This window comes from Acinetobacter sp. TW_SC_4, assembly GCF_054861205.1.
In genome coordinates, this window is the sequence record NZ_CM142174.1 from 323,558 (window position 1) to 345,857 (window position 22,300).

At 44.0% G+C, this 22,300-nt stretch carries 19 protein-coding genes and 2 tRNA genes; 4 read left to right on the forward strand and 17 right to left on the reverse strand.

What is annotated here, in order from left to right:
- Window positions 1-41: 41 nt before the first annotated feature.
- The 11 genes from ACWM1W_RS01505 to ACWM1W_RS01555 all read right to left on the reverse strand — a co-directional run bounded on the left by ACWM1W_RS01505 (window position 42) and on the right by ACWM1W_RS01555 (window position 13,105).
- Complete coding sequence (locus tag ACWM1W_RS01505; RefSeq protein ID WP_375725940.1) at window positions 42-446, reverse strand: Na+/H+ antiporter subunit G; 405 nt, start codon at window positions 444-446, stop codon at window positions 42-44.
- A 10-nt stretch (window positions 447-456) separates the two neighbouring features.
- Entirely contained in the window at window positions 457-732 is a 276-nt protein-coding gene (locus tag ACWM1W_RS01510) for a monovalent cation/H+ antiporter subunit F (protein ID WP_004787192.1), read from the reverse strand.
- Window positions 729-1,247, reverse strand: coding sequence for a Na+/H+ antiporter subunit E (locus ACWM1W_RS01515; protein ID WP_448765113.1), 519 nt, complete (start codon window positions 1,245-1,247; stop codon window positions 729-731). Before ACWM1W_RS01515 ends, ACWM1W_RS01510 begins: the two co-directional genes overlap by 4 nt.
- Window positions 1,247-3,055, reverse strand: coding sequence for a monovalent cation/H+ antiporter subunit D (locus ACWM1W_RS01520; RefSeq protein ID WP_375725942.1), 1,809 nt, complete (start codon window positions 3,053-3,055; stop codon window positions 1,247-1,249). Before ACWM1W_RS01520 ends, ACWM1W_RS01515 begins: the two co-directional genes overlap by 1 nt.
- A complete protein-coding gene (locus tag ACWM1W_RS01525; RefSeq protein WP_004787185.1) occupies window positions 3,055-3,420 on the reverse strand; it encodes a Na+/H+ antiporter subunit C in 366 nt (121 codons plus the stop codon). Before ACWM1W_RS01525 ends, ACWM1W_RS01520 begins: the two co-directional genes overlap by 1 nt.
- Window positions 3,421-3,424: 4 nt before the next feature.
- Window positions 3,425-6,262: a monovalent cation/H+ antiporter subunit A gene (locus ACWM1W_RS01530; RefSeq protein ID WP_375725943.1), complete on the reverse strand. Its 2,838-nt coding sequence runs from the start codon at window positions 6,260-6,262 to the stop codon at window positions 3,425-3,427.
- 437 nt (window positions 6,263-6,699) lie between these two features.
- Window positions 6,700-8,085, reverse strand: a complete 1,386-nt coding sequence (locus tag ACWM1W_RS01535; RefSeq protein WP_375725944.1) for an AAA family ATPase — start codon at window positions 8,083-8,085, stop codon at window positions 6,700-6,702.
- A gap of 40 nt (window positions 8,086-8,125) precedes the next feature.
- On the reverse strand, window positions 8,126-9,628 hold the full coding sequence (locus ACWM1W_RS01540) for an AAA family ATPase (protein ID WP_375725945.1): 1,503 nt from the start codon (window positions 9,626-9,628) through the stop codon (window positions 8,126-8,128).
- 19 nt (window positions 9,629-9,647) lie between these two features.
- On the reverse strand, window positions 9,648-10,430 hold the full coding sequence (gene hisIE, locus ACWM1W_RS01545; protein WP_159122705.1) for a bifunctional phosphoribosyl-AMP cyclohydrolase/phosphoribosyl-ATP diphosphatase HisIE: 783 nt from the start codon (window positions 10,428-10,430) through the stop codon (window positions 9,648-9,650).
- 215 nt (window positions 10,431-10,645) lie between these two features.
- Window positions 10,646-11,533, reverse strand: a complete 888-nt coding sequence (locus ACWM1W_RS01550; protein ID WP_034169744.1) for an SDR family NAD(P)-dependent oxidoreductase — start codon at window positions 11,531-11,533, stop codon at window positions 10,646-10,648.
- 294 nt (window positions 11,534-11,827) lie between these two features.
- Window positions 11,828-13,105, reverse strand: a complete 1,278-nt coding sequence (locus tag ACWM1W_RS01555) for an O-acetylhomoserine aminocarboxypropyltransferase/cysteine synthase family protein (protein ID WP_375725946.1) — start codon at window positions 13,103-13,105, stop codon at window positions 11,828-11,830.
- Window positions 13,106-13,424: 319 nt separating this feature from the next.
- Here ACWM1W_RS01555 and ettA point away from each other — a divergent pair, with 319 nt between their 5' ends.
- The gene (ettA, locus tag ACWM1W_RS01560) at window positions 13,425-15,086 is read left to right on the forward strand and encodes an energy-dependent translational throttle protein EttA (protein ID WP_005233568.1); all 1,662 of its coding nucleotides are present in this window, start codon (window positions 13,425-13,427) and stop codon (window positions 15,084-15,086) included.
- 42 nt (window positions 15,087-15,128) lie between these two features.
- On the opposite strand, the gene ACWM1W_RS01565 is transcribed toward ettA, so the two are convergent.
- The 6 genes from ACWM1W_RS01565 to ACWM1W_RS01590 form a co-directional block, all read right to left on the reverse strand.
- The gene (locus tag ACWM1W_RS01565; RefSeq protein WP_375725947.1) at window positions 15,129-15,539 is read right to left on the reverse strand and encodes an SEL1-like repeat protein; all 411 of its coding nucleotides are present in this window, start codon (window positions 15,537-15,539) and stop codon (window positions 15,129-15,131) included.
- Between the two features lie 318 nt (window positions 15,540-15,857).
- Window positions 15,858-16,199 carry a hypothetical protein gene (locus ACWM1W_RS01570; protein ID WP_004787163.1) on the reverse strand — a complete coding sequence of 114 codons (342 nt, stop codon included), beginning with the start codon at window positions 16,197-16,199 and terminating at the stop codon, window positions 15,858-15,860.
- Between the two features lie 143 nt (window positions 16,200-16,342).
- Window positions 16,343-16,418, reverse strand: a tRNA-Glu gene (locus ACWM1W_RS01575).
- Window positions 16,419-16,454: 36 nt separating this feature from the next.
- Window positions 16,455-16,530 (reverse strand) — tRNA-Ala (locus tag ACWM1W_RS01580).
- 57 nt (window positions 16,531-16,587) lie between these two features.
- Window positions 16,588-18,096, reverse strand: coding sequence for a glutamate--tRNA ligase (gene gltX / locus ACWM1W_RS01585; protein WP_375725948.1), 1,509 nt, complete (start codon window positions 18,094-18,096; stop codon window positions 16,588-16,590).
- Window positions 18,097-18,235: 139 nt separating this feature from the next.
- Window positions 18,236-18,541: a hypothetical protein gene (locus tag ACWM1W_RS01590; protein WP_180013405.1), complete on the reverse strand. Its 306-nt coding sequence runs from the start codon at window positions 18,539-18,541 to the stop codon at window positions 18,236-18,238.
- A gap of 390 nt (window positions 18,542-18,931) precedes the next feature.
- Between ACWM1W_RS01590 and ACWM1W_RS01595 the strand changes: the two genes are divergently transcribed.
- The 3 genes from ACWM1W_RS01595 to rsmH all read left to right on the forward strand — a co-directional run bounded on the left by ACWM1W_RS01595 (window position 18,932) and on the right by rsmH (window position 22,300).
- Window positions 18,932-19,936 carry a sulfate ABC transporter substrate-binding protein gene (locus tag ACWM1W_RS01595; RefSeq protein WP_375725949.1) on the forward strand — a complete coding sequence of 335 codons (1,005 nt, stop codon included), beginning with the start codon at window positions 18,932-18,934 and terminating at the stop codon, window positions 19,934-19,936.
- A 242-nt stretch (window positions 19,937-20,178) separates the two neighbouring features.
- Window positions 20,179-21,198, forward strand: a complete 1,020-nt coding sequence (locus ACWM1W_RS01600) for a sulfate ABC transporter substrate-binding protein (RefSeq protein WP_159122700.1) — start codon at window positions 20,179-20,181, stop codon at window positions 21,196-21,198.
- 190 nt (window positions 21,199-21,388) lie between these two features.
- A complete protein-coding gene (gene rsmH, locus ACWM1W_RS01605) occupies window positions 21,389-22,300 on the forward strand; it encodes a 16S rRNA (cytosine(1402)-N(4))-methyltransferase RsmH (RefSeq protein WP_180104162.1) in 912 nt (303 codons plus the stop codon).

Here is a 22,300-nt window from a genome sequence, read left to right on the forward strand (position 1 = left end):
TAGGGTGGCTTTTTTATTGCTGAACTTTTAAGTAGAACGGGCTAACTATTACTTGAGTCTTGATCATTCATTTCCTTTTCATAAAATGCACGACGGCGGGTTTTCTGCCAAGGCAATGGACGTTCCAGAGTTTCTGGCACTTCACCACTCATCGAGCGCAAACGTAAATGCAAGGCCGCTTGCGCCATCAGGTTGGCAGATACCGGTGCAGTAATGAAGGCAAACAGGGTAATCAGTACTTCAGCAAAACCTAAACGGCCATAGATGGCTGAAAAAATAATAGAAGCGATCAGGAAGCTTCCCAATCCTAAGGTACTGGATTTGGTCGGTGCATGCAGACGCATAAACAGGTCGGGTAGACGTATCATCCCAATGCCACCCACCAGCATAAAAAACGCGCCAATCAATAAAAAAATCGAAACTAGTATTTCTAAAATTAAAGGCATTTAAAAACTCCTAGTCGATGACATGTCCAGTAGTGAAATAGCGGGCAAGGGCAGCGGTAGAAACAAAGCCCAGCATGGCGACCAGTAGGGCACCTTCAAACATGAAAGTGCTGCTCCAGTAGATTCCCAGAATCACCACCAGACAGGTTGCATTTAAAAATAGGGTGTCTAGTGCCAGCAAACGGTCGACGATTGATGGGCCCATAACCAGCCGGATCAGACACAGCAACATGGAGATCGTGACAGCACCCAGACAAATCAGCAATGCATATGGCAGAATGGTCATGCTTCAGCTCCTGATTGTGCGCTAAAAATTTTAATCAAAGGTTGTTCATAGCGCTGTTTGATGGTTTCAATTTCAGCCTCTTCATCATCCGTACTTAAGGCATGGACCAGAATATCGCCCCGGTCCTGATCAATCCCCGCAGAGACTGTACCTGGTGTCGTGGTAATAATCATTGCCAGTAAAGTATTTACTTCTTCATGCTCGGTATCCAGAGGAACACGAAACCATTTGGGATGCAGATTTTTGGTCGGTCTCAGTACTAAAATCGCGACTTTAATATTAGCGACAATGATGTCCCAAACTACGACCCAAAACAGACGCATCGCCGGCACCCACCGGATATTCGGCGTGTAATCAATAAAAGGAGCGACCATTCGCGGAACCAAAATAGCCAGAAATATTGCCATAAGGAGTGTGCCGACTTCCATATTATGGGCCAGCATGACCCAGCTCATCGCCACAATGACCGAAACGAAAGGATGTGGGAACCAGCGTTGAAGTAATGATTCAGCCATTAAAGTCCCTCCGCCGGTTTAAGTTGATTGTCGTCGTATTTGTTCTGTTCAATATACTGTTTATCAATCTGACGCTGTTTAAATTCAGAAATATGTTCGCCATTTAAGGTATTTTCTGAAATGACATAAGGAATCAGATGCGCATTTGGATCAGGCGTTTCACCACCGTATTTGGTTTCTGGTAAATAACCCGGATCAAATGGCTGCACACTAATAAACTTACCTTCAGCATCACGTTTTAATAATGCTGCTTCATAAATCGGATTGGTCTTAATCTGTGCTGCGGTCTGATAATTATATTGATAGATCGGTGCAGCAAAAACCACGTAGGCTGTCAGACTGAGCAATAATAGATAAATGACCCGGTCATTTCGTGCTGGTGCCTTGCTTGGTAAGGCTTCATATTTGCTGAATTCTTCAGAATTTTCATCCTGTTCCGGTCGGCTTGAACGCCAGAACAGAATAAAACCGACCCGGGTAAAAGCCAGAATACTGAGTAAGCTGACCAGTAGAACCGTAAAGATAATCAGCATTTGATGCTCAGACTGTCCTGAAGCTTGCAGGATAAACACTTTACCGAAGAAGCCGCTGAAAGGTGGCAAGCCGGCCATCATCAAGGCAATGATGAAATATACAATGGAAACCAGCTTATTCTGTTTCATCTGTGGGGCAATTTTAAAATGGTCTTTAAACTCACCGCGCTGTGAGGTAATCCAGCCACATAGGATATAAAACGCTGCGCCAATTAAGGTACTGTGCACCATATAATACAAGGCACCTGCCCAAGCCTGAGTGCTGTTCATGGCAATCGCAATCAGAATGGTGCCGACCGAAGACAAAATCATAAAGCCGACGAAACGGCGTAAACGTTCAGTCCCAATGGCACCAAATGCGCCATACAGTGAGGTAATCACCCCAATTATCAGCAGACAGTTCATCAGGATCTGATGACTGTATTCATCGTCAAATACAGTACCATTGACCCGGATAATCGCGTAGATCCCGACTTTGGTCATGATGGTAAACAGGGCAGCTACCGGAGTAGTTGCAACAGCATATGTTTTAGGAAGCCACAGACCTACCGGTAACATGGCTGCCTTAATCCCGAACACCACAAATAGCATCAGTCCGCCTGCAACGGCCAGCTTATGTTCATCGCCTGCCAAAGTTGGCATCAGGCGGGCAACATCAGCCATATTCAGGCTGCCGACACTGCCATAAATCATCCCGAGTCCGATCAGGAACATGGCAGAAGCGAGCAGGTTAATAGCCACATAATGCACACCGAGCTGGAAGCGTGCCTTGCCTTGCCCATGCAAAAGTAGAACATAGGAGGCCATTAACAGGATCTCGAAGAACACGAACAGGTTAAACAAGTCACCGGTCAGGAAGGCACCACTAAGCCCCATTAATAGAAAATGGACCATGGCGTGGAAATAGCGCCCGCGAATATCCCATTCTTTGCTGGCATACCAAACGATTGGCAAAGCGAGTGTATAGGTCAGTACCAGCATCAAGGCAGAGAGTTGGTCCAGGACCAGTACAATACCAAAAGGGGCGGCCCATTCACTTAAAGTGTAGACACTGATCTGCCCTTGGCTGCTATTGATCAGATAGCCAACCGCCATAATCAAACCCAATAGGGTCGAAATATGACTCACGCCACGACGCCATGGCTGACGCCAGTCGGTAATCAGAGAACCGGAACCCGGGTTACCCAACAGTACTAAAATAAAGGCAGTAAAAGCCGGTAAAAGAATACTGAAAATAGGAGTGTGTTGATTCAAGAAGTTGAGAAGATCAGTCATTACGGCTCATCCTCACGTGGGTCATGTTGCGGTATCTCTTCTTTGGAATCAACGTGATCTGTTCCTGATTCATAACGGCTACGTAAGGCCAGCTGTACAATAAAGGCGGTGGTGGCAAAACCGATTACAATGGCGGTCAGCACTAGCGCCTGAGGTAAAGGATCGGTGACCTGCGTGGCTTCGGTGAGCACTGCAGGCGAATTCATCTGAATACGGCCCATGGCAAATAAAAACAGGTTCACTGCATAACCAATCATGGCCAGTCCAAGGACGACCGGAAAGGTACGTGCCCGCAGAATCAGATAGATCCCGGTGGCAGTGAGTAGGCCAATTGCTGAGGCTAATAAAAGTTCTAAACTAATCATTCTATTATCCTCTTGGTACTGGGCCAGTCATACTTGAGTGACGAGAGTCACCTAGAACGGAAATCATCAGCATGGTCGCCCCGACTACGGTGACATAAACACCGACATCAAATAGCGCAGCAGAAGCGAGATGCATATCGCCAAGTAATGGCGGATGGACATGAATATGGGCACTGGTCAGGAATGGACGTGACCAGAACCAGGCTGCAATACCGGTTATGCCTGCAATAGTCAGGCCGACGCCAATCCAGACTTCGTAGAGACGTCCAGATTTAGCTCCCAGCATTTTTTCTGCGTGATCCTGACCAATGGCAACGTATTGAATAATCAAGGCCAATGAGGTGACCAGACCGGCAATAAAACCGCCACCCGGAAGATTATGGCCGCGCATAAAGATATACAGACTAACTACCAGTGCTACCGGTAAAATCCACGATGCTGTAATACGCAGCATCAAAGGGGAGGGGTTAAAACGGTAAGTCAGGCCTTGGGTAATGGTGGTGCCATGAGCACGCATACCGTCCATCAGACTTAATACACCAATGGCGGCAATCCCGAGTACGGTAATCTCACCGAAGGTATCGAAACCACGGAAATCGACCAGAATTACGTTGACGACATTTGTGCCGCCACCAAGCGGAATCGATTGTTGGATAAAGAACCAAGAAATTGAATTATGGTCACGTGTCATAACCAGCCAGGCAACTGTTGCAATTCCTAGACCCCCGCAGACCGCAATCACTGCATCTCGCCAGCGTCGGGTCGGGCTAGATTCATAAGGCGTTAATTGTGGCAGGAGTGACAGGCTCATCAGTAGCAGAACAGTTGTTACTACATCGACTGTAATCTGGGTCAAAGCCAGATCGGGTGCAGAGAAACCAATGAAAACCATGGTGACTACCAGACCGACCGCACCACTGATCAGGATGGCTTTAATCCGTTCATGATGGAACCAGAGCATCATCCAGCAGGCTGAGAATAGTAACAGCCATAGAACAATGGCAAGCACTGGTGCATGGGTCAGTTCGCGGCTACCGGTGTCGATCCCATTGACGACGAGTGGGTAACCCACCAGACCAATGGTAAACAGCACAATCCATAAAATATAACTTTGCAGTTTGCCATTTTCAGTCGCACGGCGGAAACGTCTTGAATTCAGTAACAGATTTTTCAGGAACAGATCAAACAGTACACGGCCTTGCAGTTCGCCCAGTTTCGGATCCAGATCAATTTCCCGGATCGCACCGCCTTTGGCCAGTGCAAAATAGAAAATCGCACCGCCTAATATCGCAATGATACTCATCACTAAAGGTAGATTAATACCGTGCCAAAGGGCAAGATGAGTGCCTTCAAAGGCGAAATTCTGGGTTGACGCTTGTGTGGTACTATTTACAATCTTTTCGACCAGTAATCCTGGTAACAGGCCGACTGCGATACACAGGAAAGCCAGTAAAATAGCCGGTGCACGCATACCAAATGGCGGCTCATGCGCATCTTTATTTGGGACTTGCTGGCCTAATGGACCATCAAAAAACACGCCATGTACCAGACGAATTGAATAGGCGACAGCAAAAATCCCGGCCAGTGTTCCTGCAATAGCTGCACCGACCATGACTGGACCACTTAAGTTTTCGACCAGTTCAGTAAAGAACATTTCCTTGGACAAGAAACCATTGGTGAATGGAATACCAGCCATGGAGGCGGCAGTGATCATGGTCAGGGTTGCGGTAAAAGGCAGCATTTGCCAAAGACCAGACAATTTTCGCAGATCACGAGTACCGGATTCATGGTCAATGATCCCGGCAATCATGAACAAGGCAGCTTTAAAGGTTGCATGGTTAATGATATGGAAAATTGCTGCTGCGACGGCGAGTGGTGAGCCAATACCCAGCAGACACATGATCAGGCCTAAATGGCTAATAGTTGAATAGGCCAACAGACCTTTCAGATCTTCTTTAAAGATGGCAAAGAACGCTGCCACACACAGGGTAAATAACCCGATAAAAGTAACAATATTATGGAACAGTGCCGCGCCTGCAAAAATTGGCAATAAACGTGCAACTAAAAACAGGCCCGCTTTGACCATGGTGGCAGAGTGCAGATAGGCAGACACCGGCGTCGGTGCTGCCATGGCATTTGGTAACCAGAAGTGAAACGGGAACTGCGCACTTTTGGTAAAAGCACCGAGTAAAATTAATAATAATGTCGGTACAAATAGAGCATGCGCCTGAATCTGTTCGCCCATCATCAGGATCTGGTCAATCTGATAGGTACCCGTAATCTGTCCAAGCAGAATAAAACCACCCAGCATAGATAAGCCGCCCATCCCGGTAATGGTCAGAGCCATACGAGAGCCGCGTTGAGCCGCTTCGTAATTGCTCCAGTAACCAACCAGCAGGAAAGAAGAAATACTGGTGAGTTCCCAAAAGATCAGGAGAATCAGAAGATTATTAGACAATGAAATGCCGAGCATCGCTGCCATAAACAGCATCAGCAGGAAATACAGTTTACTTAGAGAATTTTTAGGGCTGAGATAGTAATAGGCATAGATATAAATCAGGGTGCCAATTCCACTAATCAGCAGAGCAAACAGCATGCCCAAAGCATCCAGCCGGAAACTGAAATCGATTCCAAGCTGGGGTAGCCAGGACCAAGTCTGGGTAATTACCGTTCCATTAAATACAGCAGGCGCCTGACTCAACAGTAATAAGAAACTGCTGAGACTGACGGCAATTGCTCCTAAAGCCGTTACCCCGCGTGAAAATTGCTTCAGCCACGAGACAAGGGTTGTGCCTAATACTAACGGTAACAATATAATAATTGGCAGCACACTCGTATCCATTGTCGTGATATAGGTTAAGGTCAACCTAGGGTGAATCTTTATCTTTCAAGGATTACAGGACCGCAAAGAGCGACCCAAAACTTCTCGATCTTGAAAGCCAGAATGATATTCAAACAGAATAAAACAGTTGTATTGCGCAACTTATAAACGATAGCAAATTCCGATTTTACAACGAAAATTGCAAGTAAAACCGATCATATTACAGGATAACCACAACATCAATGTTTTTATGTAGAACTTGTAGATTATACGTAAGCTTGGTTTTGATATGGGGTGCATGCTTGAACATCTCGTACAAATTTGACCGAAAATAAAGATCAAACTCCCTGCATTTATTGATAAAAATTTATAACTTCTTGATCAGGAATGCAGAAAATCCAAACCTATTCTTGCATCCTGATTTTATTTTTTAAATTGCATTATCGTTTCAGGACTATTTAAGAAGATTGAGGCAAGCTTTGTGAATTATCCTGACTCAAGAGCTGTAAAAGCTCCTGTTGCTGTTCTACGCTTAGCTGTTCCTGAATCAGTTGCAGAACAGACTGAGCCGTCAGGTTGGCTGTTTCTGGTTCTTGAAGTGCATCTTCAACTTTTCCTATATCAGTATGATTTTGGCTAATCTCAAGCAACTCTGCATAGAAATGATCATACTGAACCTGCATTGGATTCAGATGGATGTGATGCAGCTGTTTATTTTCCAGTTTTAGACACTGAAAATCCTGAGCCTGTTCCAGCAATTCCGGCCGGTTTCCAGTCACAATAATCTGCAAGTTAGGAAACGCCTGATGCAGACGCGGTAAAATGACGGCAGCCATGTCCTGATCCAGTTGATGGTCAATTTCATCAATCAGCAAAATGCCAGTACCCTCCTGACAAGGAAATAAGCTGTGTGGATTAAGCAGACAAAGTCGTCGTACAATATCTCCCACTAGTGCAATCCAGTTCCGGATACTGCTCGACAACTGCTGAAAGCTAAAAGTGTGATCCTGATAACGCACCATTAATTGCAGCTTGGGCTGGTAATCGAGATAAATCTGGCGAAGTTCCGGCAGCACAATGGATAAAGCTTCACGCAAGGCAGTCAGGCTTGGCGTATGCATATGCGCTTTGGCTTTTTCAATTTGCTGGGCCAGCTGATCTGCTTGAATATCGTCCGATTGCTGTAACGCCTGATCTAGAATCTGGTCAATGATCTTGGCACTTTGTGCATTTTCAATATCACTGACTTCACGAAACCATTCAAAGAAACGTGCAAAAGTCGTAAAAGGAATGGCGGTAATTTCATAGGCATGCGCAGTCTGAAAAATGGCCTGATTATTTTTGCTGAGTAAATTAATTTCATTGACGAAGCGTTCAGCCGGATAGTAGGCGACCATAGGCAGACCGAGCAAAGGGTCATGTTGCCTTGCCTTTTGATAGAGACTCACCATGGCATCGAGTTGCTGGGTTTCCGCTTTGGCAAAGCCAATGCCCTGACTATTTAAAGTTTTGTATAACTGCCAAGAACAGGATTGGGCAGCTTCTCCCTGTGCTGATTCAGGCAATGACCTCAAATCGTCAGGAAAATGCACCTGGATATCAATTTTGGATTGCAGACGATTTTGCAGGATATCCTGATCCAGCATGCTTAAACCTGCGGTACGCAAGTCACGAAAACGGGCAGAAAACCAGGTCAAAGCCTGATAACTCAAGCGCAGCAAGGTGGTTTTACCCGAACCCTGATCACCTAGAATTAAAGTCACAGGTGTTTTTTGCAGATCAAAATCAAGCTGGATATTAGAAAAGTGCAGAGCATGTTTAAGTTGTATTTTTTCGATGTGCATGGATCACCTGTAGCGTGATTTTTTACATCTATGTTTTACCTTAGCCGACGGCTTGGCGCAGTGATTGTGGCATCCTGATTTTCAGCTGTTGAATGAGGTCATAAATGTGATGAATATTTAAGCTTACCTTAGCACGAGTACAGGCCACGTACAGCAGACGTAACTCTTCGTCACTAATTTTATGGTCTTTCTCGTTCAGCTTGAACTGGTAGTCATCCTCAATGTGTACCCGATCCCATTCCAAACCTTTGGCCTTATGCGCGGTAGAGATAATGTAGTCTGCTTGCCCGATTGGGGTGATTTTGGCGAGAGCAGTTTTCAGGGGATCAGTACCATGTTCATCGACCAGTTTGACTAAAGGTTTGATATCACTACCTTCATTGGTCTCGCAGTACTCGTGCACATCATGCCAGGAATTAAACCAGGCCAGCTCAGGTACATCAACCACACGCTTGCCCTGTTTCAGCATCGCGGCGGCATCAACAAAACGGTTCAGTTTGACATGATCCGCTTGCAGGCTGACTTTATCGCCACGTACTAAACCGGCAAGTAATAGTTCCATAGCACGCGCATTGGTCCGACATAGAATCGCATCGCGTAGTTTGGTATGTGGTTTATTGACCACTTTGGAATTTAAGTGCGGATTACCGAGTAGGGGCACAATTTCATTCAATGCTCCCAAAATTGCATTGGCATTCAGCGCAATTTCAGGCCCGAAACGGAATGAAGTGGTCAGACGAGATTCAGGTAGTGGCAGCTGCTGCATGGCATTCACTGCACCACGCCAGGCATAAATCTGCTGATGTGCATCGCCGACATAGATGACCTGAGTGCTACGCTGTTTCAGCAAAATTCCCAGCATCAGTGGGTCGGCATCCTGTGCTTCATCAAACAGCACATAGTCGGCAGGAATATTGGGCTCAGACAATGCCCAAAGTTTCAGGTAAATATCATGCCCAATCCCGGCCTGATGATTGGGATCAATTGACTCTAACCAACGCCGTTCAACTGCTGGATAAAGTTTCTTTTGCAATGCTTCAATATCATCTGGGTGTAGCCAGCTCGGTGCCTGAATATGTCGCGGGGCGGGATATTGCGAACTGGTCGAGCAGAAATAGCCGACTGCGTTCGCAACCAGACTGGCCAGACGCGAAGGCATCAGCACATATTTTTCATAACGTCCCCCCATCATCCGGCGCAAGGTCATGGGCTCAAGACGATATTCCTTGGCAATAAAGCTTGGACTTAAACGCGGTAGGCGTAGCTTATCCGTGACTCCACGTGGAACACTGCGAAAAGCCAGGGAGTGAAACGTTCGGCAGTCCACACCCCGATGAAACTTGTTTTGTGCTTCTGAGGCAATGGATTTATTAAATGCCAGATACATACCGCGCCGTTCCGGCATGGCATCACTGATCATTTGCAGGGTCGTAGTTTTACCTGTGCCCGCATAGGCAATGACTTTAAAAGATTTTCCCAGACGTGCGTTATCAATGGCAGTTGCTTGCTCATAGGTCGCTTTGGGTTTTTGCAGATCAGACACAGGTAGATTCATTCACGACTTAATGTTGACGATTGGCTTTTTCAACCAGACCGGATAGACCCTGACGGCGTGCCAGTTCATTCAGGACCAGTTGTGGATCCAGGTCGAAGTAACCGAGCATCACAATGGTATGGAACCACAGATCAGCCACTTCATAGATCAGGTCATTCTTGTTGTCTTCAGAGGCTTCAGTTTTGAAATCTTTAGCCGCGATCACGGTTTCAAAGCTTTCTTCACCGACTTTTTCCAGAATCTTATTTAAACCTTTATGGTACAGCTTGGCCACATAAGAGGATTCCGGATCGGCTTTCTTACGCTCTGCCATCATCTCGCCCAAGTATGACAATACTTCAACCTGTTCAGACTGAGCGGTTGAGGCATTCATGGCAAGCGTATGCGGATTTGTTGATTTTTCACCATAAATTGCTGCTGGATCTTTAATTTGTGCATCCACAATTTCCCAGCCATTTGGTGTCAGTTTACGGTAGAAACATGATTCACGGCCGGTATGGCAGGCAATGCCACCATGCTGTTCAATCTGTAAAATAATCACGTCCGCATCACAGTCCAGACGGATTTCATGCACGGTCTGGAAATGACCAGATTCTTCGCCCTTATGCCATAACTTGTTGCGCGAACGGGAGAAATACACCGCCTGATTTTTTTCGGCAGTTAAAGCTAGCGCTTCACGATTCATCCAGGCGACCATCAATACACGACCAGTTTGATGGTGCTGGGCAATGGCAGGGATCAGACCTTGTTCGTTAAATTTTACTTCATCGAGCCATTGCACGTTGTTCATAAGGGTTTCCATTAATTGAATCAGAATATAAAAAGATGGATAGGAAATATCCGTCCATAGTGTACGTGATCTCGTCGCATTTGCGGCAAAAATCTGTGCCTGAAAAGACAGGATGTGTCGTTGGGCGCATTCAGATTATAAACCTGAGCGGCTGAATCGCTAAAGTACAGAAATAAAATAGCCGCCAGTAGGCGGCCGGAATATTCTTGAAGAAATTACCAGTGCTCGCCCGGGAAGATCCGTGCATAGGCCTTTTGCACCCAGTTCAGTTTTTGTGGCTGACCCACTGATGCTGAAGAGCTTGGGAACAGGTTATAACCGATCGACATCAGGACATTGTTGATGTCTGGTGCAATCGCATAGGTAATCGAAGCCAGACGTCCCAGATTGGTCGCCACTTTCTTCGGACGTTTCACAATCGCATAAGCAACCAGTTCAGCTGCCTGTTCCGGAGACAGGGTAGGCACATATTTATAGATCTTGGTCGGTGCGATCATTGGTGTACGAACCAAAGGCATATAAATTGAAGTGATTGCAACTTTATGTGAATGGACTTCTGCAGACAGACAGCGGCTGAAAGCATCCAGTGCCGCTTTAGATGCGACATAAGCCGAGAAGCGGGTGGCGTTCGCCAATACACCAATCGAGCTGATATTGATGATATGACCTGCACGGCGAATCATCATTTGCGGCAGGATATTCATCACCAGGCGCACTGCACCAAAATAATTTAGCTGCATGGTACGTTCAAAATCATGAAAACGATCTACTGATTCATGCACCGCACGGCGAATCGAGCGGCCCGCATTGTTAATCAGGATATCGATATGGTCGACTGAAGCAATAATCTGTTTGGACACTTCATCAATGGATTCCATATTGTTGAGATCACATGGAAATACCGAAGCTTTACCGCCTTTGGATTCAATTTCTTTTTTTACTTGTTCTAGGGTGTCTTTGGTACGCGCGACCAGTAAAACATGTGCGCCAGCATCTGCCAGCTGATGTGCCGTCGTTAAACCTATACCACTGGATGCGCCTGTAATAAGGACAGTTTTACCTGCAATACGTTTTTCCAATTGTTTCTGTAGTCTAGTTTTCACGTTTGTTATCCCTAATTTGAAGACTGCGTTCAAATTATTTTTATTAAAAAATCAAAGATGGCTCTAAAGAGATAAGAGCGAAGATGAGTACTAATATAATAACTAATTATTTAAGAAAATCTATACATTAAACTATTGAAAATAAAATAAAAATTAGAGTAATTGCTCTAATTGTGTTCGCCGTTTCAATTGATTTTTATCATGAAAATAAATCACAAAGCAAGTGATTGTATTCAAAAAATAAATAAAAAAACTCCAGCATTTTTGCTAGAGTTTTCTGCTTTAAAATGGCGCTTAAACTGCTGTGAGAGATTGTTCCAGATCCGCAATCAGGTCATCAATGTGTTCAATTCCGATCGATAAACGAACCATATCTTCACTCACACCTGCTGATTTGAGCTCTTCAGGATTAAGCTGGCGGTGGGTGGTGGTTGCCGGGTGGCAGGCCAGACTTTTGGCATCCCCAATATTGACCAGATGGGTGAACAGTTGCAGCGCATCAATAAAACGGGCACCGCCTTCACGACCACCTTCTACACCAAAAGTCAGAATGGCAGACGGTTTACCTTTCACATATTTTTGTGCCAAAGCATGCTGCGGGTGATCTTTCAGACCGGCATAATTGACCCATTTTACTTTTAGATGCTGTTGCAAATATTCTGCAACCTTCAGCGCATTTTCAGTATGACGTTCCATACGTAGACTCAAAGTTTCCAAGCCTTGCAGAATTAAAAATACATTTTGCGGGCTGATCGCTGCCCCGGTATTACGCAGAGGTACGACGCGAGCGCGAGCGATATAGGCAGCTTCACCTAAAGCTTCGACATAATTGACACCGTGATAGCTTGGATCAGGTGTATTTAGAGCAGGGAAACGCTCGGCATGTTGCCCCCATGGGAACTTGCCACTATCTACAATAATGCCGCCAATCGAATTACCATGACCGCCAATATATTTGGTCAGTGAATGCACCACGATGTCGGCACCGAAATCAAAAGATTTTTGTAGGACTGGTGTCGCTACAGTATTGTCGACGATGACTGGTACGCCATATTCATGGGCAATCTTGGAAATCGCTTCGAGGTCAATAATATTGCCCAGTGGGTTTCCAATTGATTCCACAAAAACCAGTTTGGTTTTGTCATCAATCAGATTACGTAGAGCTTCCGGATCTTGATAGTCAAAGAAACGAACTTCGATCCCTTGTTTAGGCAGGGTATGTGCAAACAGGTTATAAGTGCCGCCATATAAAGTAGACACCGAAGCAATATTGTCACCCGCTTCAGCAATGGTCTGAATCGCATAGGTAATCGCAGCCATACCTGAAGCTAAAGCCAGCGCACCAATACCACCTTCCAGAGCTGCAATACGTTGTTCTAGCACCGCTGTGGTAGGGTTCATGATGCGGGTATAAATATTGCCCTGAACTTTTAGGTCAAACAGATCGGCACCGTGCTGAGTATTGTCAAAGGCATATGAGGTGGTTTGATAAATTGGAACCGCAACAGCTTTAGTAGTAGGTTCCGGGCTATAGCCTGCGTGAATCGCTAAAGTTTCTGCTTTATAAGTCATGATCGTTGGTCTTCTTGTGTTTTTTGCTGTATTGAAACTGCTCAAATATTAGCACTTGAAATATGAAGAAAAGTGCATATTTATTCAAATGAATATCTTAATTAACGATATAGCATCAGCAAAATAATGCAAGTTTAGGTGGCAGAAATACTGTTTGAAAAATAAACAGGATTAAACTTGTAACAAGGCATTAACTTCACGTGAATGGCTTATGTTTTGAAGACTTTCTGCGTATAATAGCCGATTATTTTTTCGCTCATGATTGAGCAGGGGGAAGTTTGTTTCTTCCCCATTTGGTTTTTCAATTGAGGAGTCCTACGTGGCCCAATATATTTATACGATGAACCGAGTGTCCAAGATGGTTCCGCCGAAGCGCGAAATCCTCAAGGATATCTCCTTATCATTTTTCCCAGGCGCAAAAATTGGTGTGCTTGGTCTGAACGGTGCAGGTAAATCTACTTTGCTTCGTATTATGGCGGGCGTAGATAAAGATTTCTCTGGTGAAGCACGTGCGCAACCGGGTATCAAAATCGGTTACCTCGAGCAAGAACCACCACTTGATCCAACCAAAGACGTTCGTGGCAACGTTGAAGACGGCGTACGTGAAGCACTTGATGCATTAGAACGCCTTGATCAGGTATTTGCAGACTATGCAGATCCAGATGCAGACTTCGATGCACTAGCAAAAGAGCAGGAAAAACTGGAAGCAATTATCCAGACTTGGGATGCACATAACCTGAATAACCAGCTGGAACAGGCTGCAGCAGCATTAAATCTGCCTGCATGGGATGCAGATGTAACCATGCTTTCAGGTGGTGAACGCCGTCGTGTTGCATTGTGCCGTTTGCTGCTGTCTAAACCAGACATGCTGCTTCTCGACGAACCAACCAACCACTTGGATGCAGAATCTGTATCTTGGCTAGAACGCTTCCTGAAAGACTTCCCAGGCACTATCGTGGCAATTACGCACGACCGTTATTTCCTTGATAACGTGGCCGAGTGGATTCTGGAGCTTGACCGTGGACATGGTATTCCTTACCAAGGTAACTATTCTTCTTGGCTGGAACAGAAAAATGCGCGTTTAGAACAAGAAAACAAGCAGGAAGAATCTTTTGCTAAGGCATTGAAAAAAGAACTTGAATGGGTTCGTTCAAATGCGAAAGGCCAGCAGAAGAAAAACAAAGCACGTATGGAACGTTTCGAGGAACTTAACTCTCGTGAATTCCAGCAACGTAACGAAACTTCAGAAATCTATATTCCACCTGGTCCACGTCTGGGCAACAAGGTGGTTGAAGTTGAAGGGATTAGCAAATCATTTGGTGACAAACTGCTGTATAAAGACTTGTCTTTCACAGTACCACCAACAGCGATTGTCGGTATCGTAGGTCCAAATGGTGCAGGTAAAACTACACTGTTCCGTATGATGACGGGCGAACAGCAACCCGATACTGGTACAGTGACTTTAGGTGATTCTGTAAAAGTTGCTTATGTGGGTCAGATTCGTGACACCTTGGATGACAATAAAACCGTTTGGGAAGAAGTGTCTGGCGGTCTTGATATCCTGAAAGTAGGCGATTACGAAATTGCATCTCGTGCTTATATAGGGCGCTTTAACTTTAAAGGCCAAGATCAGCAAAAACGCGTAGGCGAATTGTCAGGTGGTGAGCGTAACCGTTTACAACTTGCGAAAATCCTGCAACAAGGTGCGAACGTTATCTTGCTCGATGAACCATCAAACGACTTGGACGTAGAAACTTTACGTGCGTTAGAAGATGCAATTCTGGTCTTCCCGGGCTGTGTGATGGTAGTATCGCATGACCGTTGGTTCTTGGACCGTATTGCGACTCACATCTTGTCATTTGAAGATGAGACTCCAGAATTCTTCACCGGTAACTATACCGAGTTTGAAGAGTATCGCCGTAAGAAATATGGCGATGATCTGGCAGCGAAGCGTCAGAAATATCGCAAAATTGGTGCTTAATCAAAGCGTATAAAAAACCAGCCTTTGGGCTGGTTTTTTTCTTTAATATTGGACACTCATTTGGCTATAAGTATTTGATAACAGCCGCGCAGCTTTTAAATGACCTTGCTGTTTAGCCTTATTCAGCCATTCTTCAGCATGAAAATAATTCTGATCTAAACCTAGACTACCTTTAAGAAAGTGTTTACCCAGTCTATATTGCGCTTCGGCGTGTCCACGCGTGGCTGCACTTAAGTAGTTCCAGAAAGCATTGCGTTGATAATTTTCTTGCTGCTCTAGCTGCGCAATTTGAAAATGTTCGGCTTGGCGTTGCTTTAAAGCATGGCAAAGCTTTTCAAACTGTACAGCTTCCAGATAATAAGTGTCTGCTTCAGAAATAGAATTTTCGACTTCTGTACCCGTAGGCTCGTCATGAGAAAACAGAAAATGTATGACTTTTTTAAGTTTAAGCATTTTTATTCCTCACCTTTGCCATTATTAATAATTAATTAAACTATCCACTAAAGACTACAATATAAAGCGGTTTTATTTCGGTAATGAATTACATGCTTTTAGTCTCATGTTGATATTTTTGTGTATTTAATGACCAAAAACAAGCAGTAGAAATAAAAAAACTTCATTTTAAAAGTGAAGTAAATTGGGAAAAATATGAATTTATTGTTCTAGTCGACATTTTAATATTAGGGGTTAGAAGATTTAGTTTTACTAATAAAAAAATCTTGCATAAACATGCAAGATTTTTCGGCTTTGAAAATGAGTGAACTCTAGAAATCAGATTTCCCACTCATGATTGCATTCACGGCATTTCCATTTCTTTTGGCTTTGCATGAAAGCCTGCATGGAAATTTTAAAATCAGGCAAATCTTTATAGAACATGAAGCCTGCGATCAGACAGATAATAAACACGATCACAGTAGCGGTCTGTAAAGTCGTACCTGCACCATCTCCAAAAATCCACATCGCGATGCTAATGATGACCAGCAGCAATAATACAAACAGGGCAGGCACCAGCATGATCAGGCTTTTAGGCACGACTGGGCGCGCCGCCGGTTGACCTGGCTGAGCAACGGGCATGATTTTTGGGCTTTGACATTTAGGGCAACGATATTGCATTACTACTCCAAAATTCTAAATTACTGATTATTTTATCGGAAGATACGCAAAAACCGAAATACCGCCAATATAAAACAGACAGACAATAAAAAACCCAAGTCACAATGCTTGGGTTTTTTATTAAGATGTTGCCATCTTGAATGTGGCGTCCCTACGGGGATTCGAACCCCGGTTACCGCCGTGAAAGGGCGATGTCCTAGGCCTCTAGACGATAGGGACAAATGAGGCAAATACACAGGTAAAGCAAGACTTATTTGGTGGAGTCAAGGAGGATCGAACTCCTGACCTCTACAATGCCATTGTAGCGCTCTACCAACTGAGCTATGACCCCAGTCTGTGTGAACGCTATATTATGGGTATAACGCTCAGCCGTCAACTAAAAAATAAATTAAGCTTGATCAACTGCTTCATTTTTCGACAGTTTCAGACTCTCATTAAGTTTTTCCCAAGCTTTTACTTCTTTCTTGCTAGGGGCGCCGACAACTTCCAGCGCGTGGCGCAGACGGGCAAAAGTCAGATCCGGACCAATGGTAACCATGGTCTGCATAACTGGGGTAGAAGCAGTTGAACCGGCAATCGCAATAAAGAACGCTGGCATAAAGTCACGTAATTTAACGCCCATCTGATTCGCCAGATCCATCAGTGTTTGGCTGACAGTGTCATTGTTCCAGGTGAACAGGCTTTCCAGACGCCAGATCGCAAATTGCAGGCTTTGACGCACTTGTTCTTCAGAAAGTTTTTTGCTTTCGAACTGTTCTTTAGTCAAAGTCGGGAAATGGTTGAAATAGTGCGCTGACCAGTTCACTGCTTCAGACAGTAGATTGATCCGTGGTTGAATTGCAGCAGCGATTTCTTCCAGTTTGGCACGGTCTGCTTTCCAAGCCAGTAAGGTATCTAACAGTTCAGCAGGAGAGAGAGCTTTAATCCATTGGCCATTTAACCAGTTGAGTTTCTCAACATCGAAGATAGGACCACCCAGAGAGACACGGTTAATGTCAAAGTGTTCAATCATTTCAGCCAAAGTGAATTTTTCACGCTCATCTGGCATTGACCAGCCCATACGGCCCAGATAGTTCAACAACGCTTCTGGCAATACACCGATGTCTTTATAGTAGTTGATTGAAGTTGGGTTCTTACGTTTAGACAGTTTTGATTTGTCCGGGTTACGCAGTAGCGGCATGTGGCACAGGACTGGCATATCCCAACCAAAGTATTTGTACAGCAACTGATGTTTCGGTGCAGACGGAATCCATTCTTCACCACGAATCACATGAGTAATTTGCATCAGGTGGTCATCGACCACGTTTGCCAGATGGTAAGTTGGCAGGCCATCCGTCTTTAGCAGAATTTGCATGTCGACTTGCGCCCAGGGAATTTCTACTTCACCACGGAGCATATCATTAAAGGTACATACCCCTTCAGTCGGCACTTTCATACGGATGACATGCGGTTCGCCAGCAGCCAGACGACGTGCCACTTCTTCTTTAGATAGTTTTAGACCGCGGCCATCGTAGCGTGGAGTTTCACCACGAGCCTGCTGTTCAGCACGCATTTCATCCAGTTCTTGCGCTGTTGCGAAACAGTAGAAGGCATGACCTTTATCTACCAATTCTTCTGCGTATTTTTTATAGATGCTCATTCGTTCTGACTGACGGTACGGTGCATGTGGACCACCGACATCTGGGCCTTCTGACCAGTTCAGACCTAACCAGCGTAGTGAGTCCAGAATCATTTTTTCAGATTCAGGAGTAGAACGCAGCTGATCTGTATCTTCAATACGAAGAATGAATTCTCCCCCGTGCTGTTTGGCAAAACACAGGTTGAACAGGGCAATATAGGCAGTTCCCACATGCGGGAAACCGGTAGGAGAAGGTGCAATACGAGTACGAACAGTCATAACCGGATCTAATCTTAAATATAAAATTGCAGCTATTATAACGAAAAAGCCACATCACTTAATGCTTTATTCAACATTGAATGATGCGGCTTTTCAGGATGAGCAAAATATAACGAATGTGGAGAACTAAAACTAAGTCTTATGAATTGCTCGGAGAAAAAATACTTTGCACAAAGCGGGTAAAGCGCAGGTTTTGAGCTGCAAAAAAGCTTTGAGTCGGATTTGATTTGAACGCAGTCAGCGCTTTAAGTTCATCCTCAGTATGAAAAGCATTTTTATCAGCCTTATGTTGCTGAATTGCTTTTTCAATTGGTGAGGTTTTCACTTCAATTGCACTTACAGAGGCTTTAGGTAGCTCTGTTTTTACAACTACGGCATGGCCAAGTTGAATCGAGAACAGCATGATAAGACTTAGGATGCTGGCTGTAAATATTTTAAATTTCATATCCAAACTTCCTCCTTGGCTCTGGTTAATCTTGTTTTGTTAAAAATGTTGTTATAATATTGGCTACAATCTAATCACATTTAGATATAAAAAAGTAGAACCAGGTCACATTTTTTACAAAAAACTAATATTTCTCTGTGGAAAATTACTAAATCTCAGAATTTCCACATTTAAGTTGCCTATTTGTAACAGATAACTGTGTAGAGATCGTGAAGAACTGTCTTATATTGTAGCAGGATATTAAATTTTTAGGGGAAAATGTATCCGAAATGAATTGTGAGCATATATATCAAAAATAGAATATGATTGGATAGAATATTATAAACACATGATTGTTAATTAATTTTTTTATTTATATAGTGCTGGATAAATTAGCAATGAGCACTAATCATGAAAAAGATAATAACTTCTACTATTTTAGTATTACTTGGCGGAAGTGCCATTCCTGGCTATGCTGCAAAAGACTTTCTCAACGTTTCCTATGATCCGACCCGCGAATTCTATCAGGAATATAATGAAGAATTTGGCAAGTTCTGGAAACAGAAAACCGGGCAAGCGGTCAACTTTAAACAGTCGCATGGCGGTTCAGGTAAACAGGCCCGCTCTGTGGTCGATGGCTTGCAGGCCGATGTAGTCACTTTGGCACTGGCCAATGACATCGAAGAAATCGTCAATGCAGGCTTAATCGAAAAGGGCTGGCAGAAAGAGTTCCCAAGTAATTCGGCTCCTTATACCTCTACGATTGTATTCCTGGTTCGTAAAGGCAATCCGAAACAGATTAAAGACTGGAATGACCTAACCAAACCAGGCATTGAAATTATTACGCCAAACCCAAAAACTGGCGGTGCACCGCGCTGGATTTATCTGTCGGCTTGGGGGTATGCCTTGAAACAGCCGGGTGGTAATGATGCCAAAGCCAAAGAACTGGTGAAAAAACTCTATGCCAATGTCAAAGTACTGGATTCAGGTGCGCGTGGTTCATTAACGACCTTTGCTGAACGCGGGATCGGCGATGTATTACTCTCTTGGGAAAATGAAGCGTTATTGGCTACGCAAGGTCTGGGTAAAGATAAATATGAAATTGTTTATCCTTCAATTTCTATTCTGGCTGAGCCTTCAGTGGCGATTGTCGACAAGACCGTGGATAAAAATGGCAACCGTAATTTGGCCAAAGGTTATCTGAACTATTTATATTCACCAAAAGGGCAGGAGCTGGCAGCGAAATACTACTTCCGTCCACGCGATGCCAAAGCAGCAGCAAAATATGCGGCACAATTCCCGAAAATCCAGACTTTTACTATTGATAAAGTCTTTGGCGGCTGGGCAAAAGCGCAGAAAACCCATTTTGTGAATGGAGCCATCTACGATCAAATCTCTGCAGAAAACCGTAAATAATTCTAATTACTGAACCATAAGTAGAAAGCGGATAATTTATTATCCGTTTTTTTTATATCTAAAGCATAAAATGCTATAAAAATAGAATAAGCCTTTAATCTAGATATTTTTATTATATAAAACATGAAATTAAAACAAAAAATAACTAAATATTACCCTGTATGCACTTTGTTTGCTCAATTGCGAAAAATAATTTTATTTCATATAGTTATATCTAATAAAGATAATCTCCCGATGCTCTTATGAAAACTCAATTAAAATCACTGGTTAGTGCTGCCTTATTGGCAACAGGTCTGACATTTACTGCAACTGCGAGCCAAGCCGCGGATCGTGAATTCCTGAACGTTTCTTATGATGCAACCCGTGAATTCTATGACGAATTCAACAAATCTTTTGGTGCCTACTGGAAAAAACGAACCGGTATTGATGTGAACTTTAAGCAGTCTCATGGCGGTTCAGGTAAACAGGCCCGTTCTGTGGTTGACGGTTTAAAAGGTGATGTGGTGACCTTGGCATTGGCAAACGATATTGAAGAGATCGTAAGATCTGGTCAGATCCAGCCAGGCTGGCAAAAAGAGTTCCCGCACAATTCTGCACCTTATACTTCAACGATTGTCTTCATGGTACGTAAGGATAACCCCAAAGGAATTAAAGACTGGAAAGATCTGACTAAACCGGGTGTAGAAATTATTACACCAAATCCGAAAACTGGTGGCTTGCCACGTTGGGTTTATCTGTCAGCTTGGGGTTATGCAGAGAAACAGCCGGGTGGTAGCAAAGCCAAAGCCCAAGAATTTGTCGGCAAGCTTTATAAAAACGTAAAAGTGATGGACTCTGCTGCACGTGCATCGATGACCACATTTGCTGAACGTAATATTGGTGATGTGTTGTTAACTTGGGAAAATGAAGCTCTGGTAACGCAAAAAACTTTAGGTAAGAATAAGTTTGATATCGTTTATCCATCTTTGACCATTCTGACTGAACCCTCTGTAGCCATCGTAGATCGTACAGTGGATAAAAATGGCAATAAATGGTTAGCTAAAGGTTATATCAACTATCTTTACTCTCCACTTGGTCAGGACATGGCAGCACGACATTTCTACCGTCCACGTAATGAGAAAGTATTAGCCAAATATTCATCACAGTTCCCAAAAATTAAAACCTTTACCATTGATGAAGTATTCGGTGGCTGGGCCAATGCACAGAAAACTCACTTTGTGAATGGCGCAATCTTCGACCAGATCTATAACTCGAAGCGTTAATCTGTTGATTAGAAAATAAATTTAAAATATAAAAAAGCTTCCTCGATGGAGGCTTTTTTATCGGCTGTCGAAAAATAAAAACGGTTTTCTCTATAGAAATTAATATTTATCTACAAAAAGTCGTTTGGAGCTTTAGCTAAACAGAGTGATAATGTGCAGTTAAATTTTTCGCCCTATTGATTGAGTTTTTATGTCACATATTTCTGTATTACTTCACGAAACGATTGATGCCTTACTGGCTGGTCGCAATACGGGAATTTATGTGGATGGAACCTTTGGTCGCGGTGGGCATACACGTTTATTGCTTTCCAAATTGGATGAAAATGCACGCGTCTACGCCTTCGATAAAGACCCGCAAGCATTGGCTGTTGCCGCAGAACTGGAACAGGAAGATTCACGTTTTAAAATTATTCATGCCAGCTTCGCTGATTTAAAACAGGCATTAGCTGAGCAGGGTATTGAAAGTGTAGATGGTGTGATGGCTGACTTAGGGGTGTCTTCACCGCAGCTGGATCAGGCAGAACGCGGTTTCAGCTTTATGAAAGATGGCCCGCTGGATATGCGTATGGACAACTCGCAAGGTCCGACTGCAGCAGAATGGCTGGTGGATATTGAAGAAGAAGCACTGGCCAATGTGATTTTTCAGTATGGGGAAGAGCGTTATAGTCGTCGTATAGCCAAAGCGATCAAGGCTGCCGGATATATTGATACCACAGCCAAACTGGCGGAAATTGTGAAAGTTGCCCATCCAAAATGGGAAAAAAATAAACATGCTGCCACCCGAACTTTCCAGGCAATTCGTATTGCTATTAATAAAGAATTAGAAGATATTGAAACTTTCCTCCCTCAAGCGGTTGAAATTTTAAAACCAGAGGGACGTTTGGCTGTGATCAGCTTTCATTCATTAGAAGACCGGTTGATTAAACAGTTTATTCAAAAAGAATCAACGCTTGAAGAAGATTCAGGCTGGGGAATGCCGCAACAACAAAAGGATACGCGACGTTTAAAGAAAATCGCCCGGGTCAAGGCAAGTGATGAGGAAGTTAAAGCCAATCCTCGTTCACGTAGCGCATGGCTGCGCGTGGCAGAACGTTTAGCTTAA